This is a genomic window from Pseudomonas sp. TMW 2.1634, from assembly GCF_001703595.1.
GTDB classification, from domain to species: Bacteria; Pseudomonadota; Gammaproteobacteria; order Pseudomonadales; family Pseudomonadaceae; genus Aquipseudomonas; species Aquipseudomonas fragi.
Genome location: NZ_CP016849.1, coordinates 3,990,509 through 4,006,676, shown reverse-complemented (window position 1 = coordinate 4,006,676; position 16,168 = coordinate 3,990,509). Strand labels below are relative to the sequence as shown.

General features: G+C 59.2%; 13 protein-coding genes. 1 reads left to right on the top strand and 12 read right to left on the bottom strand.

From position 1 onward, the window contains the following. Positions 1-38 precede the first annotated feature (38 nt). The 5 genes from BFC21_RS18895 to phoB all read right to left on the bottom strand — a co-directional run bounded on the left by BFC21_RS18895 (position 39) and on the right by phoB (position 7,015). Positions 39-1,697 (bottom strand): Na/Pi cotransporter family protein, encoded by a 1,659-nt coding sequence (locus BFC21_RS18895; protein ID WP_088378614.1) that lies wholly within the window; start codon positions 1,695-1,697, stop codon positions 39-41. Positions 1,698-1,942: 245 nt separating this feature from the next. Then, the gene (locus tag BFC21_RS18885) at positions 1,943-3,250 is read right to left on the bottom strand and encodes a CitMHS family transporter (RefSeq protein WP_088378613.1); all 1,308 of its coding nucleotides are present in this window, start codon (positions 3,248-3,250) and stop codon (positions 1,943-1,945) included. Between the two features lie 265 nt (positions 3,251-3,515). Further along, positions 3,516-4,856: a hemolysin family protein gene (locus BFC21_RS18880; protein WP_088378612.1), complete on the bottom strand. Its 1,341-nt coding sequence runs from the start codon at positions 4,854-4,856 to the stop codon at positions 3,516-3,518. Between the two features lie 99 nt (positions 4,857-4,955). Next, positions 4,956-6,278: a phosphate regulon sensor histidine kinase PhoR gene (gene phoR / locus BFC21_RS18875; RefSeq protein ID WP_088378611.1), complete on the bottom strand. Its 1,323-nt coding sequence runs from the start codon at positions 6,276-6,278 to the stop codon at positions 4,956-4,958. Positions 6,279-6,322: 44 nt separating this feature from the next. After that, on the bottom strand, positions 6,323-7,015 hold the full coding sequence (phoB, locus tag BFC21_RS18870; RefSeq protein WP_016782809.1) for a phosphate regulon transcriptional regulator PhoB: 693 nt from the start codon (positions 7,013-7,015) through the stop codon (positions 6,323-6,325). 152 nt (positions 7,016-7,167) lie between these two features. On the opposite strand from phoB, the gene BFC21_RS18865 reads away from it, so the two are divergent. Continuing rightward, positions 7,168-7,548 (top strand): hypothetical protein, encoded by a 381-nt coding sequence (locus BFC21_RS18865; protein ID WP_088378610.1) that lies wholly within the window; start codon positions 7,168-7,170, stop codon positions 7,546-7,548. 127 nt (positions 7,549-7,675) lie between these two features. Here the strand turns inward: BFC21_RS18865 and BFC21_RS18860 are convergent, their stop codons facing one another. From BFC21_RS18860 to BFC21_RS18830, 7 genes are all read right to left on the bottom strand, one after another. After that, positions 7,676-8,566: an ABC transporter permease subunit gene (locus BFC21_RS18860; protein WP_016782811.1), complete on the bottom strand. Its 891-nt coding sequence runs from the start codon at positions 8,564-8,566 to the stop codon at positions 7,676-7,678. Further along, on the bottom strand, positions 8,563-9,483 hold the full coding sequence (locus tag BFC21_RS18855; RefSeq protein ID WP_029611643.1) for an ABC transporter permease subunit: 921 nt from the start codon (positions 9,481-9,483) through the stop codon (positions 8,563-8,565). The genes BFC21_RS18860 and BFC21_RS18855 overlap by 4 nt, the downstream gene beginning before the upstream one ends. Beyond that, a complete protein-coding gene (gene potA, locus BFC21_RS18850) occupies positions 9,480-10,622 on the bottom strand; it encodes a polyamine ABC transporter ATP-binding protein (RefSeq protein WP_088378609.1) in 1,143 nt (380 codons plus the stop codon). The genes BFC21_RS18855 and potA overlap by 4 nt, the downstream gene beginning before the upstream one ends. 69 nt (positions 10,623-10,691) lie before the next feature. Beyond that, positions 10,692-11,786: a polyamine ABC transporter substrate-binding protein gene (locus BFC21_RS18845; protein WP_088378608.1), complete on the bottom strand. Its 1,095-nt coding sequence runs from the start codon at positions 11,784-11,786 to the stop codon at positions 10,692-10,694. A gap of 266 nt (positions 11,787-12,052) precedes the next feature. Further along, positions 12,053-13,165 carry a polyamine ABC transporter substrate-binding protein gene (locus tag BFC21_RS18840; protein WP_095004015.1) on the bottom strand — a complete coding sequence of 371 codons (1,113 nt, stop codon included), beginning with the start codon at positions 13,163-13,165 and terminating at the stop codon, positions 12,053-12,055. A gap of 184 nt (positions 13,166-13,349) precedes the next feature. Continuing rightward, positions 13,350-14,714, bottom strand: coding sequence for an aspartate aminotransferase family protein (locus BFC21_RS18835; RefSeq protein WP_083369701.1), 1,365 nt, complete (start codon positions 14,712-14,714; stop codon positions 13,350-13,352). Between the two features lie 61 nt (positions 14,715-14,775). Further along, a complete protein-coding gene (locus BFC21_RS18830) occupies positions 14,776-16,134 on the bottom strand; it encodes a glutamine synthetase family protein (RefSeq protein WP_016782817.1) in 1,359 nt (452 codons plus the stop codon). Between the last annotated feature and the right edge of the window lie 34 nt (positions 16,135-16,168).

The window sequence follows — 16,168 nt, the reverse complement described above, 5'->3', positions numbered from 1 at the left end:
CGCTGCATAACGGCTGACAACAGCCCAACGTACAACGTTCAAGGCGAATGTTGCGTGTCGGCTGCGTCGTCCAGCTCCAGGGCCCCGGTTTCAGAGGTCTCCAGCACCACGTAAGCGCTGCCGCAAAACAGCGAGTTGAGGCGTTTCATGTCCGCGATCAGCTCCAGGTGCATGGAACTGGTCTCGATACTTTGTGTGACTTTACGCTGCAGACGGCTCACATGGGCGTGGGCCAAACGCCGCTCCTGGGCGCGAAAACGGCGTTTTTCACGCAGCAACTGGCGAGCGCTTTGCACGTCGGAGCTGAGAAAGACCGTGAGCCCAAGGCGCAGGTTTTCGATCAACTGGGTTTGCAGGCCCACCAGCTCCTCCAGCCCTGTTTCTGAAAACGAGCGGCGCTGCGAGGTTTTCTGCTGCTGGACTTTGCGCAGCATGCGCTCGATCACATCGCTGGCAAGCTTGAGGTTGATCGCCAATTCGATGATTTCGGCCCAGCGTCGACTGTCCTGTTCGCTCAGGTCCTCTCGCGGCATTTGCGCCAGATACAGTTTGACCGCGCTGTAGAGTATTTCGACTTCATCACTCAAGGTGCGCATTTCCTGGGTGATGGCGGTTTGCTTGCCGCGCAGAACGTCGAGCATATTGACCAACATGGTATCGATCAGGTCGCCAATGCGCAGGGTTTCGCGTACCGCGTTGGTCAGGGCCAGGCTCGGTGTATCAAGAGCAGCAGGGTCCAGATGGCGCGGTTTGGCAACGCCGTTGGCTTGCTCGCGCTCGGGCAGCAGCCAGGCGCAAATACGCGCCATCAGGCCGACTGTGGGCAACATCAGGAAACAGCGGGCGGTGTTGTAGAGCAGGTGAAAGCCGATCACCAGCTCCTGGGCGCTGTAGCTCAGGCTGTCCATCCAGGCCACCAGCGGGTCGAGCACGGGCATGATCAGCAGCAGGCCGATCAGCTTGTACAGCAGGCTGCCCAAGGCCACCTGGCGGCCTGCCGCGTTCTGCATATTGGTGCTGAGAAACGCCAGCACGCCGCTGCCGATATTGGCGCCAATCACCAGGCCGATGGCGACATGCAGGCTGATAACACCCGCACCGGCCAGTGTGGCGGTCAGCAGCACGGCCGCCAGGCTGGAGTAGGACACCATTGCGAACAGGGCGCCGACCAGAGCATCGAGCAGGATATCGCCGGTCAACGAAGCAAAAATCACCTTCACGCCCTGGGCATGGGTGATGGGCGTGGCGGCTTCGACGATCAGTTGCAGCGCCAGGATGATCAGGCCCAGGCCAATGCCTACCCGCCCCAGTTGCCCGGCGCGGGTTTGCTTGCGGGTCAAAAAGAAAATCACGCCCAGGAAAATCAACAGCGGCGACAGCCATGACAGGTCAAAGGTCAGCACCCGGGCCATCAAGGCGGTCCCGACATCGGCGCCGAGCATGGTGGCCAAGGCAGGGGTCAGTGCCATCAACCCCTGGCCGACAAAGGACGTGACCAGCATGGCCGTGGCGTTGCTGCTTTGCACCATGGCCGTGACCACGATCCCGGCGACAAAGGCGAACATGCGCCGGGAGACGTTTTGCCCGATGACATGGCGCAGGTTGGTACCGTAGACCCGCAGGATGCCGGTTCGGACGATGTGCGTGCCCCAGATGAGCAAGGTCACGGCGGAAAGCAGATTGAGCAGGGTCAGCATGCTGGCTCCCTGTATTGGATGTGTCTAAGGATCAGATAGCTGCGGGCCGTTCCTACAGATGTTTCTTAAGATGTAGTCGGCAAATGAGCAGAGCGCCAGCATCGCATAGCTGGCGGAGGGTTGAAACACTTCTGGACAATGCTGAACCTGTGGGAGCGGGCTTGCCCGCGATGGCTTCGACACGGTTTAACTCAAACACCGCGTCGTTTGCATCGCGAGCAAGCCCACTCCCACACCGGAGGGGGTTACAGCGTGCTGAACACCGGGAACGTCCCCAGCAGCAGCGCCGCAACCATGATGACCAGGCACACCAGGATCGCCCACTTGAGGGTGAAACGCTGGTGGTCGCCAAACTCGATGCCGGCCAAGGCCACCAGCAGGTAGGTGGAAGGCACCAACGGGCTGAGCAAATGCACCGGCTGGCCCACAATCGAGGCACGGGCCATTTCGGCGGCGGTGATGCCATAGTGGCTGGCAGCTTCGGCCAATACAGGCAGTACGCCGTAGTAGAACGCATCATTGGACATGAAGAAGGTGAACGGCATGCTCACCAGCGCGGTAATCACCGCCAGATACGGCCCGAGCGCAGGCGGAATCACCGCCAGCAGGCTTTTGGACATGGCATCGACCATGCCGGTGCCCGACAGGATGCCGGTAAAGATACCCGCCGCAAAAATCAGCCCGACCACCGCCAGCACGCTGCCCGCGTGGGCCGCTACGCGGTCTTTTTGCTGCTGCAGGCACGGGTAGTTGACGATCATCGCGATACTGAACGCGACCATGAACAACACGGGTAAAGGCAGCAGGCCAGCAATGAGCGCAACCATCAGGGCCAGGGTCAACGCACCGTTGAACCAGATCAGTTTTGGTCGACGGGCATCCGGGTATTGGGAAACGCTGATCTCGCTGTGGTCGATTTCGTCACCGTGCAGGTGCAATTCGCCCAGGCGCGCACGCTCGCGTTTGCCGTAGAACCACGCGATGACCAGGATCGCCGCGCAGCCTGCGAGCATGGCCGGGATCATCGGCACAAAGATGTCCGACGGGTCGACATGCAGCGCACTCGCCGCGCGGGCGGTCGGGCCGCCCCAGGGCGTCATGTTCATCACGCCACCCGCCAGGATGATCAAGCCGGCCATAATCCGCGGGCTCATGCCGATGCGGCTGTAGAGCGGCAGCATGGCGGCCACGCAAATCATGTAGGTGGTCGCGCCGTCGCCATCCAGGGACACCACCAGCGCCAGCACCGCCGTGCCCACCGAGATTTTCAGCGGGTCGCCCTTAACCAGCTTGAGGATCTTGCGCACCGCCGGGTCAAACAGGCCGGAGTCGATCATCAAGGCAAAGTAGAGGATGGCGAACATCAGCATCACCCCGGTCGGGGCCAGCTTGGTGATGCCTTCGAGCATCATCGGGCCGATTTTCGGGGCGAAACCGCCGAACACGGCAAACAGGATGGGCACCAGGATCAGGGCGATCAGGGCAGACAGGCGCTTGGTCATGATCAAATACATAAAGGTAATGACCATGGCAAAGCCAAGGAAGGTCAGCATAACAGTCACCATTATTGTTGTAGTAGGGCTCTGACCGCGTGTTTACGCGTGGCAGGCCAACCGGTCTGTTGCCGGCAATGACGTGATGCTAGAGGGGAATGCTTTCAGCCAGCTTTCGCTGGTAAAAGTTCTTACAGGAGAGGGAGGGGAGATTTGCATTACCCCTGTGGGAGCGGGCTTGCTCGCGATGGTGTCGACGCGGTTCAACGGCTGGACCGCATCGTTTGTATCGCGAGCAAGCCCGCTCCCACAGGTTGTGTGGCGGTCAGTCCAGCTTCAGGACTTTGGCCAGGACGATTTTCGGGCCTTTCATCTTTTTGATGATGATGCGCAGGCCTTCAACTTCCAGTTGTTCTTCTTCTGCAGGCACCCGCTTGAGGGTGTCGTAGATCAGGCCTGCGACGGTTTCGGCTTCAACGTGGTCCAGGTCTACACCCAGCAGGCGTTCGATCTTGAACAACGGCGTGTCGCCGCGTACCAGCAGCTTGCCCGGCTGATACGAGAGGATGCCGCGCTCGGCCTTGCGGTGTTCGTCCTGGATATCACCCACCAGCACTTCCAGCACGTCTTCCATCGTCAGGTAACCCACCACCTTGCCGTCAGCCTCTTCAACCAGGGCAAAGTGCGCGCCGCCCTTGCGGAACTGCTCCAGCAACTGGCTCAGCGGCATGTGCCGCGACACACGCTCCAGCGGCCGGGTCAGTTCTTCAAGGTTGAAGGTTTCGGGCAGGTGATCGAGGTCGGCCAGCTCCAGCAGCAGGTCCTTAATATGCAACAAACCGACGAACGTGTTGGTGTCGGCATCGTAGACCGGGTAGCGGCTGAACTTGTGGCGACGGAACAGCGCGAGGATTTCCTTGAGCGGTGCCTTGGAGTCCAGGGTCACCAGGTCTTCGCGGGAATTGGCCCAGTCGACCACTTCCAGCTCGCCCATTTCCACGGCCGACGCCAAAACACGCATGCCCTGGTCACTCGGGTCCTGGCCACGGCTGGAGTGCAGGATCAGCTTGAGTTCTTCACGGCTGTAAGCGTGATCATGATGGGCACCGGGCTCGCCCTGGCCGGCAATACGCAAGATCGCGTTGGCGCTGGCGTTAAGCAGGTAAATCGCCGGGTACATGGCCCAGTAGAACAGGTACAGCGGCACGGCGGTCCACAGCGACAGGGTCTCGGGCTTGCGGATGGCCCACGACTTGGGTGCCAGCTCACCGACCACGATATGCAGGTAGGAAATGATAAAGAAGGCGGTAAAGAACGATACGCCCTTGATCACTTCCGGCGACGACACGCCGATGGCGCCCAGCAGCGGCTCCAGGATGTGCGCAAACGCCGGCTCGCCGACCCAGCCAAGGCCCAGCGAGGCCAGGGTAATACCCAGCTGGCAGGCAGACAGGTAGGCGTCGAGCTGACTGTGTACGGTGCGCAGGATCTGCCCGCGCCAGCCGTTGTCTTCGGCAATTGCCTCAACCCGGGTGGAACGCAATTTGACCATGGCAAATTCCGCCGCAACGAAAAAACCGTTGAGCAGTACCAGGATCAGAGCAAAAAGAATCATGCCGAAGTCGGCGAAGAGTGTCGCGAGGGTCAAGCCAGGGGAAGGGTCCATGATGGAGTTTTACGGGTTCCGTCGTTACAGATAGGGAGATATGGCCAAACAATGTAACGGCTGATGTAGCCCTTGCCTAGTGGGAAAGGGCTACAGGGCCTAGTCAACCAGCGACTTTTGCTGAGGTTTTGCCACCTGAACGGGTGGGAAATGGCAGGTGAACGTACTGCCGTGCCCCAACACACTGCTGATCTCCAGCCGCGCACGGTGGCGCAGCAGCACATGCTTGACGATGGCCAGCCCCAGCCCGGTGCCGCCGGTGTTGGCGTTGCGGCTGGAATCGACGCGGTAGAAGCGTTCGGTCAGGCGCGGCAAGTGCTTGTTGTCGATCCCCACCCCCGAGTCCTGCACGCTCAGGTGCGCGCCCGCGCTGTCTGCCCACCAGCGAATGCGCACGCTTCCGCCATCGGGGGTGTATTTGACAGCGTTGAACACCAGGTTGGAAAACGCGCTGCGCAATTCGCCTTCGCTGCCCTTGAGCGCGCAATCGGCTTCGACGTCGAGGGTGATGGTCTGGTTGCGCTGGCCGGACAACGCCTGGGCGTCACTCTTGATCGAGCGCAGCAAGCTGTCGACGGCCACCGGCTGGTTGTCCGAGGGGTAATCGGTGGCCTCCAGCTTGGCCAGCAACAGCAAGTCGTTGAGCAGGGTCTGCATACGCTCGCCCTGTTGCTGCATCTGCGACAGCGGGCGCTTCCAGCGCGGGTTCACGTCGTCGACGTTATCGAGCAGGGTTTCGAGATAACCACAGATCACCGTCAACGGCGTACGCAGTTCGTGGGACACGTTGGCGATAAAGTCTTTGCGCATCTGCTCCAGCTGATGAATGCGCGTCACGTCGCGCACCAGCATCAGGTGCTCGTTGTTGCCGTAGCGGGTGATGTAGAGCTGGATGCGCAAGTGATCGTTGACCGGCGAGGGGATATCCAGCGGTTCGCCGTAATTACCTTGCTCGAAGTATTCCTTGAAGCGCGGGTGGCGCACCAGGTTGGTCACTGGCTGGCCGCTGTCCTGCGGTGTCTTGAGGCCCAACAGGGTCTCTGCGGCGAGGTTCCACCACTCCAGGTTGCCGTCGCTGTCGAGCATGATGACCGCGTCCTTGAGCGCGGCCGTGGACTCCTGCACGCGATCGATCACCGCTTGCAGCCGCCCGCGCACCCGCTGGTCGCGGCGCTGCAGGTGGTAGATGCTGTCGAATACCTCACCCCACAGACCGTAGCCATCGGGCGGCGCTTCGTCGGGTTTGTGCTGACGCAGCCATTCGTGCAGGCGCAGCAATTGCTTGAGGGTCCAGCCCAGATAGAACGCCAGGCCAATGGCCAGGCTCCAGCCGTAATAACCACTGATCAGGCCGACCACCAGGCAGGCAGCAACCAGAAGCAACAAATGGCGAATCAGAGTGCCATGCCAATTTTGATTCACGTCGCGCGGGTCCTTGCTTGCCGTTGAGTCAGAAAAAGCCGGTATCAGGCCTTGGTCGAAAACCGGTAACCGGTGCCACGCACGGTTTGTACCAGATTTTCGTAAGCCTCACCGAGGGCTTTGCGCAGGCGGCGGATATGCACGTCCACGGTGCGCTCCTCCACATACACATTGCCGCCCCAGACCTGATCGAGCAACTGGCCGCGGGTGTAGGCACGCTCCTGGTGGGTCATGAAGAATTGCAGCAGGCGGTATTCGGTAGGTCCCATTTCGGCCGGGGTGCCGTCGATGGTCACGCGGTGGCTGATGGGGTCGAGCAGCAGGCCGCCGATCTCGATCGGCGACTCGGCATCGGCGGGGCCGGCACGGCGCAGCACGGCCTTGAGGCGAGCCACCAGCTCACGCGGCGAAAACGGTTTGGTGATGTAGTCATCAGCGCCCACTTCCAGGCCCTGAATCTTGTTGTCCTCCTCACCTTTGGCCGTAAGCATGATGATGGGAATATCACTGGTCAGCTCTTCGCGCTTGAGGCGACGGGCCAGTTCGATGCCCGAAGTGCCGCCAGGCAGCATCCAGTCGAGCAGGATCAGGTCCGGTTTACGGTCCACGATAATGGCATGGGCATCCTGGGCATTATCGGCTTCAAGACAATCGTAGCCCGCCATTTCCAGGGCCACGGCGATCATCTCGCGAATTGGCGCCTCGTCATCAACGATCAAAATGCTCCTGCCAACCATGCCGTAATCCTCTCGTCATTAAACTGTCTTGTGGCGCATTAGATAACGCAATTATTGCAGTCGTGTGACAGCTTTGGGGATTGGCCGCGCACTAACGGTTAGTGAACTACGCTTTAGGTTCAAATCGTACAACCACAAAAAGGACGATTCCGATGACCTCTAGCTCGTTTTCCCTAAAGACATTGCTGTTGGCCGCAGCTTTTGCCTTGCCAGGACTGGCGTATGCGGCTGAACCGGCAATGACCAAGGACGGCATGCTCGTTGACCACAAAGGCATGACGCTCTACACCTTCGCCAAGGATGCGGGCGGCAAATCCATGTGCAATGACAAGTGCGCAGCCAACTGGCCGCCACTGGCCGCCGAGAGCACGGCGATGGACATGGGCAAGTGGACGGCCATCAAGCGCGATGACGGCCATATGCAATGGGCCTATGACGGCAAGCCGCTGTACACCTTCGTGATGGATAAAAAGGCTGGCGACAAAACCGGCGACGGCAAAATGGACGGGGCGTGGAAGGTGGCCAAGCCTTAGGAAGATCAAAAAACCTCACCCTGACCCTCTCCCAAAGGGAGAGGGTTGGGGTGAGGGGCTCAGGATCTCAGGCATAAAAAAACCTCGCCTCCCGGTCACGGGGGGCGAGGTTTTTTATGACGCTGCTTTAAACGGCGCTGGTCGACTGCGGACGACGCACGTCCGGCTGCTTCCAGGACTCGGCCGCCGATTCGTCGATGGCCTGCTGGATGGCTTTTTTACGGTGCTCTTCGGCACGACGGCTGAAGAACCACACCATAAAGGTCACCAGCGATACTGCCAGCAAGATCAGGCTGGCCACGGCGTTGATCTCGGGTTTGACCCCCAGGCGCACCGCCGAGAACACTTCCATCGGCAAGGTCGTCGACCCCGGCCCCGACACAAAGCTGGCCAGTACCAGGTCGTCCAGCGACAGGGCAAAGGACATCATCGCGCCCGCCGCCAAGGACGGCGCAATCATCGGGATGGTGATCAAAAAGAACACCTTCCACGGCTTGGCACCCAGGTCCATTGCCGCTTCTTCGATCGACAGGTCCAGCTCGCGCAGGCGCGACGACACCACCACCGCCACATAGGCCGAGCAGAACGTCGTGTGGGCGATCCAGATGGTCACCAGGCCACGTTCCTGTGGCCAGCCAATCATCTGCGCCATCGCCACGAACAGCAGCAACAGCGACAGACCGGTAATCACCTCGGGCATCACCAGCGGCGCCGTCACCAGGCCGCCAAACAGCGTGCGGCCCTTGAAGCGGCTGATACGGGTCAGCACGAAGGCCGCCAACGTGCCCAGTGCCACCGCAGCAATCGCCGTGTACAGGGCGATTTCCAGCGAGCGCATCACCGAGCCCATCAGTTGCGTGTTGTCCAGCAGGCCCACGTACCACTTCAGCGACCAGCCACCCCACACCGTCACCAGCTTGGAGGCGTTGAACGAGTAGATCACCAGGATCAGCATCGGCAGGTAGATAAACAACAGCCCCGCGACCAACATGAAGCTAGAAAAACGGAAGCGATTCATATCTTGCCCTCCAGCTCTTTAGCCTGGCTGCGGTTGAACAGAATGATGGGCACGATCAGGATCGCCAGCATGACCACGGCAAGCGCAGACGCTACCGGCCAGTCACGGTTGTTGAAGAACTCTTGCCACAACACTTTACCGATCATCAGGGTTTCCGGGCCGCCGAGCAGTTCGGGGATCACGAACTCGCCCACCACCGGGATAAACACCAGCATGCAGCCGGCGATAATGCCGTTTTTCGACAGCGGCACGGTGATCTTCCAGAAGCTGTTAAACGTGCTCGAACCCAGGTCAGACGCGGCTTCCAGCAGGCTGGTGTCGTGCTTCACAAGGTTGGCGTACAGCGGCAGGATCATAAACGGCAGGTACGAATACACAATGCCGATATACACCGCAATATTGGTGTTGAGGATCTGCAGGGGTTCACTGATCCAGCCCATCGACATCAGGAAGCCATTGAGCAGGCCGTTGTTGCTGAGGATGCCCATCCACGCGTAAACGCGGATCAGGATTGCGGTCCAGGTCGGCATCATGATCAGCAGCACCAGCACGGTCTGCATCTCTTTGCGCGCATTGGCGATGGCATAGGCCATCGGGTAGCCGATCAGCAGGCACAGCAGCGTGCTGAAGAACGCCATCTTCAGCGAGCCCAGGTAGGCGGCGATGTACAGCTCGTCGTCGCCCAGCATGGCGTAGTTGCCCAGATTCAGCAGTACCTGAATCTTCTGGTCAACGTAGCTGTAGATCTCGGTGTACGGCGGAATCGCGACGTCCGCTTCGGCAAAGCTGATCTTCAGGACGATGAAGAACGGCAGCATGAAAAACAGAAACAGCCACAGGAATGGAATCCCGATGACCATATGGCGGCCACCGGGGGTTATTCGTTGCAGTCGGCGTTTAAGCTTTCGCATGTTCATGAGCGCAGTACCACGCCGCTGTCGTCTTCCCACCACACATACACTTCGTCGTCCCAGGTCGGACGGGCGCCACGGCGTTCGGCGTTGGCCACGAACGACTGCACCAGCTTGCCGCTCGGCAGCTCGACGTAGAACACCGAGTGCCCGCCCAGGTAGGCAATGTCATGCACCTTGCCGCGCGACCAGTTGTATTCGCAGGTCGGCTTTTCGGTGGTAACCAGCATTTTTTCCGGGCGAATGGCGTAGGTGGTGTGCTTGTCTTCCACCGAGGTGCTCACGCCGTGACCGACGTAGATGTCGTTCTCCAGCTCCGGGCACTTGATGCGCGCATAGCCTTCAGCGTCATCGACCACTTCACCGTCGAACAGGTTGACGTTGCCGATGAACTCGCACACCAGACGGCTGACCGGGGTTTCGTAAATATCGATCGGGCTGCCGATCTGGGCAATCCAGCCCAGGTGCATGATCGCGATGCGCTGGGCCATGGTCATGGCCTCTTCCTGGTCGTGGGTCACCATCACGCAGGTCACGCCCACGCGCTCGATGATTTCCACCAGTTCGAGCTGCATTTGCGAACGCAGTTTTTTGTCCAGCGCGCCCATCGGCTCATCGAGCAGCAGCAGTTTCGGGCGCTTGGCCAGCGAACGGGCCAGGGCCACACGCTGACGCTGGCCACCGGACAACTGATGCGGTTTGCGCTTGGCGTACTGGCTCATGTGGACCAGCTTGAGCATCTCGCCCACGCGGGCATCGATCTCGGCGGTCGACATCTTGTCCTGCTTGAGGCCGAAGGCGATGTTTTGCGCCACCGTCATATGCGGGAACAGGGCATAGGACTGGAACATCATATTGATCGGCCGCTCATAAGGCGGCATATCCGTAATGTCCACGCCATCGAGGAAAATACGGCCCTCAGTCGGGCGCTCGAAACCGGCGAGCATGCGCAGCAAGGTGGACTTGCCCGATCCCGATCCGCCGAGCAGGGCGAAGATTTCGCCCTTGTTGATTTCCAGGGACACATCGTCCACCGCAATCGTCTCGTCGAATTTCTTCGTGACCCGGTCGATTTTGACCAGCACCTGCTTAGGTGTCTGGTCGCCCTCGAGGGCTTTCTTATAGGCGCCGGAGGCAACAGCCATTACGTAACTCCCAACAAATTTAGCAGCCCGGCCTTGATGGACGGGCCTTGGATAGGTGGTCTTGCGAGATTACTTGCCCGTTTTGACCTTGGTCCATGTACGCGTCATCAGACGCTGGATCTTGGGGGGCAACTCGGTTGAGACGTATGTCTTGTCCAGCACCGCCTGGGTTGGGTAAACCGCTTCGTCGGTACGAATGGACTCATCCATCACCTTGTCGGCTGCCGGGTTAGGGTTGGCATAGCCGACATAGTCACTGACCTGAGCGATCACTTCAGGCTTGAGCAGGTAGTTGATGAACGTGTGGGCCTCCTTGACGTTGCTGGAATCCTTGGGGATGGCCAGCATGTCAAACCACAGGGCGCCGCCCTCCTTGGGCACGATATAGGCGATATTCACGCCTTTTTTTGCATCCTCGGCACGCGCCTTGGCCTGGAACACATCACCGGAAAAGCCAATCGCAACGCAGATGTTGCCGTTGGCCAGGTCGGAAATGTATTTGGAAGAGTGGAAGTAGGTGACGTATGGACGCACCGACATCAGGACTTCTTCAGCTTTCTTGTAGTCCTTTGGGTTGGTGCTGTTGGCATCCAGGCCCAAGTAGTTAAGGACAGTAGGCAGCATCTCGTCAGCCGAATCCAGGAAGGCCACACCGCACTTGGTCAGCTTCTTCATGTTCTCGGGTTTGAATACGACATCCCAGGAGTCGATGCTGTCGACACCCAGTACTTCTTTGACTTTGTCGACGTTGTAGCCAATCCCGTTGGTGCCCCACAGGTACGGTACGGCGTACTGGTTGCCCGGATCGTTGGCCTGCAGGCGCTTGAGCAGGGCAGGGTCGAGGTTGGAATAGTTCGGCAGTTGCGAAAGGTCGAGCTTCTGGAACGCACCCGCCTTGATCTGCTTGCCCAGGAAGTGGTTAGACGGAACGACCACGTCATAACCGGTACGCCCGGCCAGCAGTTTGCCTTCCAGGGTTTCGTTGGAATCGAAAACGTCATAGATCGGCTTGATGCCGGTCGCGGCTTCAAAGTCAGCCAGCGTGTTCGGCGCAATGTAGTCCGACCAGTTGTAAATATGCACCGTGGGCGCCGCTTGTACGCTGACGGCAAGCGTCAAACCAGCTCCGACCAGCAAGGTCTTGCGAAACAGAGATATAGACACGTGATGGTCCTCTAAATAGTTGGGCCTGAGTTGCCCGCGTCATACGGCAGTCGAACCGCCAAAGACAAAACCGGCGCGCAACTTACCCTCGATAAACCTGCACAGCAAAGTTTTCCGCGAATAATTGCCTTAAAGCCCCGATTTGTATCTGCTCGAGCCCAATTCCGTAGTCGCTGCCGCAGGCTGCGAAGGGGATCGCGGGGCCTTGCGGACAACGGGTTGCTACGCAACCCTTCGCAGCCTTCGGCAGCGACTACAGCGTTTGGTTATTTACCAGACTTGATTTTGGTCCAGCTGCGCGTCAACAACCGCAGGGTGGTCGGCGGCAAATCGCTGATGGCGTACAACTTGGCCTTCACTTCATCGGACGGGTAAATGCTCGGGTCACCCGAGATATCCTTATTCACCAGCGGCGTTGCAGCCTTGTTACCGTTGGGGAAGCGCACGCTGTTGGTGATTTCGGCCATCACTTCAGGCTGCATCAGATAATTCATCCAGGCATAGGCGGCGTCGACGTTCTCGGCATCCTTGGGAATGGCGACCATGTCGTAGAAGCTGCCAGCACCTTCTTTAGGGATTGCATACTTGAGCTTGACCTTGTCACCGGCCTCTTTGGCGCGGGAAATGGACTGCTCAAGGTCACCCGAGTAACCCACGGCCACGCAGATGTTGCCGTTGGCCAGGTCGGAGATGTACTTGGAAGAGTGGAAGTAGCCCACCGACGGGCGAATCTTCAGGAACAGCGCTTCGGCTTCAGCCAGTTGTTTCTTGTCTTGCGAATTGGTCGGGTAGCCCAGGTAGTGCAGGGCAGCCGGGATCATTTCGGTCGGCGAGTCGAGGAAGCTTATGCCGCAGCTCTTGAGCTTGGCAGCGTTCTCCGGCTTGAACAGCACGTCCCAGGAATCGATGGTATCGACGCCCAGCGCGGCCTTGACCTTCTCCGGGTTGTAGCCGATGCCGATGGTGCCCCACATGTACGGGAAGGCATGCTTGTTGTCTTTGTCGCTGGCATCGCCAACGGCCTTGAGCAACGCCGGGTCGAGGTTTTTCCAGTTAGGCAGCTTGGACTTGTCCAGCTCCTGGTAAACCCCGGCCTTGATCTGCTTGGCCAGGAAATTGTTGGATGGCACGACGATGTCGTAACCGGACTTGCCCGCCAGCAGCTTGGCCTCAAGGGTCTCGTTGCTGTCGAACACGTCGTAGACCACCTTGATACCGGTCTGGTCTTCGAATTTTTTAACGGTGTCAGGTGCGATGTAATCGGACCAGTTGTAGATGTGCAGTACTTTATCTGCTGCTTGAGCTGCCCCGGCCATCACACCCATCAAGGAGAGGGCGAGAAGGGTCTTGCCAGCTTTTTTAAAACCTGATGCCTTCATCTGTAATGCTCCAATTGTTCTTTTAAACCACCGATTCAGCGACCTGATCTCAAGGTGACTAAAGCCGGCGGCTAGTCTGGCAAGATCCGGGGCAGGCTTTCAAGGGAAGAGCCTTGATTCTTAAGGCTCTGAGCGCAATTGCCTACTTCAAAACCGCAGTTTTCTTGCGCTCAAAGCCTAGCAGTTAACCTTGCAACGTTTCCAAGGTCAGATCCAGGCACTTACGGGCCTTGGCCACCAGCTCGTCGATCTCGTCTTTGCTGATCACCAAGGGTGGCGAAATGATCATGGTGTCGCCTACTGCGCGCATGATCAGACCGTTATCGAAACAGAACTGCCGGCAGATCATGCCGACACCACGGCCCTCATAACGCTTGCGCGTGGCTTTGTCCTGTACCAGTTCAATGGCACCCAGCATGCCCACACCGCGCACTTCGCCCACCAACGGGTGATCGTTCAGTTCACGCAGACGCTTTTGCAAATACGGTGCCGTTTCGGCGTGGACCTTCTCGACAATTTTTTCTTCGCGCAGGATTCGGATGTTTTCCAGCGCCACGGCGGCGGCTACCGGGTGACCCGAGTAGGTGAAACCGTGGTTGAAATCGCCGCCTTCATTCAGCACCGCGACCACTTCGTCGCGCACGATCAGGCCGCCCATCGGGATATAGCCCGAGGTCAGACCCTTGGCGATGGTCATCATGTCCGGCTTGAGGCCGTAGAAATCGCTACCGAACCACTCGCCAGTGCGACCGAAGCCACAAATCACTTCATCGGCCACGAACAGGATGTCGTACTTGGCCAGGATTTCCTTGATGCGCGGCCAGTAGGTAGCGGGCGGCACAATCACGCCGCCTGCGCCCTGGATCGGCTCGGCAATAAAGGCACCGACATTGTCGACGCCCAGTTCGAGGATTTTTTCTTCCAGCTGGTTGGCCGCCCAGATGCCGAACTCTTCCGGGGACATGTCGCCACCTTCACCGAACCAGTACGGCTGCGGGATGTGGGTGATACCCGGGATCGGCAAGTCGCCCTGTTCGTGCATGTAGGTCATGCCGCCCAGGCTGGCGCCGGCCACGGTGGAGCCGTGGTAGCCGTTCTTGCGGCTGATGATGGTCTTTTTATTCGGCTGGCCCTTGATCGCCCAGTAATGGCGAACCATGCGCAGCATGGTGTCGTTGCCTTCAGAGCCTGAGCCGGTGAAGAACACATGGTTCATGCCTTCAGGCGCGATCTCGGCGATGGCTTTGGACAGTTCAAGCACCGGCGGGTGGGCGGTCATGAAAAACAGGTTGTAGTACGGCAGTTCACGCATTTGCTTGCTGGCCGCTTCGGCCAGCTCGTCACGGCCATAGCCGATGGCAACACACCACAGGCCGGCCATGCCGTCGAGAATCTTGTGGCCTTCGCTGTCCCACAGGTACACGCCCTTGGCGTGAGTGATGATGCGTGGGCCGACTTCTTTCAACTGTTTGAAGTCACTGAACGGTGCCAGGTGGTGATCGTTGCTCAGTTGTTGCCATTCGAGGGTTTGCGGGTTCTTGTTGGTCATACGGCTCTCCTTTAGTCAGTAGAGGAGGGGCGGCGCCTTCCTGGCTCGCCCCTCCAGCGTGTCAGACGGCGAACAGCAGGAATTCCCGCTCCCACGAACTGATGACGCGCTTGAAGTTTTCATGCTCGGCACGTTTGACGGCCACGTAACCGGTAATGAACTTGGTGCCCAGGTACTTCTCGACCGTCTTGCTGTTTTCCATGCGCTCCAGGGCGTCTTCGATGGTCAACGGCAAGCGCAGGTTGCGACGCTCATAACCGCGGCCCACCACAGGTGCGCTCGGGTTGATGCCTTCAACCATGCCGATATAGCCACACAGCAGGCTGGCGGCAATCGCCAGGTACGGGTTGGCATCGGCGCCCGGCAGGCGGTTCTCGACACGACGGTTTTGCGGCCCGGCATCCGGTACGCGCAAGCCCACGGTGCGGTTCTCCTCGCCCCACTCCACGTTTACCGGTGCCGAGGTATCAGGCAAGAACCGGCGGAACGAGTTCACGTTCGGCGCGAACAGCGGCAACAGCTCCGGAATGAACTTCTGCAAGCCGCCGATATGGTTGAGGAACAGCTGGCTCATGCTGCCATCGTCATTGGAGAACACGTTCTTGCCGGTCTCGATGTCGATGATGCTCTGGTGCAGGTGCATGGCGCTGCCTGGCTCGCCGGTCATGGGCTTGGCCATGAAGGTGGCGGCCACATCGTGCTTGAGCGCGGCTTCGCGCATGGTGCGCTTGAACACCAGGATCTGGTCAGCCAGCGACAGGGCGTCACCGTGACGGAAGTTGATTTCCATCTGCGCCGTGCCGTCTTCGTGGATCAGCGTGTCCAGATCCAGCTCCTGCAGCTCGCACCAGTCGTAGACGTCCTCGAACAGCGGGTCGAATTCGTTGGCCGCTTCAATGGAGAAGGACTGACGACCGGTTTCCGGGCGACCGGAGCGGCCCACAGGGGGCTGCAACGGGTAATCCGGGTCGTCACTGCGCTTGGTCAGGTAAAACTCCATCTCCGGCGCCACGATCGGCTGCCAGCCGTGGTCGGCGTAGAGCTTGAGCACCTTTTTAAGCACGTTGCGCGGCGACAGCTCGATCGGGTTGCCCTGCTTGTCGTAGGTGTCGTGGATCACCTGAGCGGTTGGCTCAATCGCCCACGGCACCACAAATACTGCGTTCTGGTCGGGACGGCAGACCATATCGATGTCTGCCGGATCGAGGAGCTCGTAATAGATGTCGTCTTCGACATAGTCGCCCGTAACGGTTTGCAGCAATACGCTCTCGGGCAGGCGCATGCCTTTTTCGGCAATGAACTTGTTGGTCGGCGAAATCTTGCCGCGAGTAATCCCGGTAAGGTCGGCGATCATGCATTCGACTTCTGTGATCTTGTGGTCTTTCAACCAATCGGTGAGCTGGTCGAGGTTGTTACTCATAAATGCCTCTGGGCTGAGTGTCCTGAATTGAATA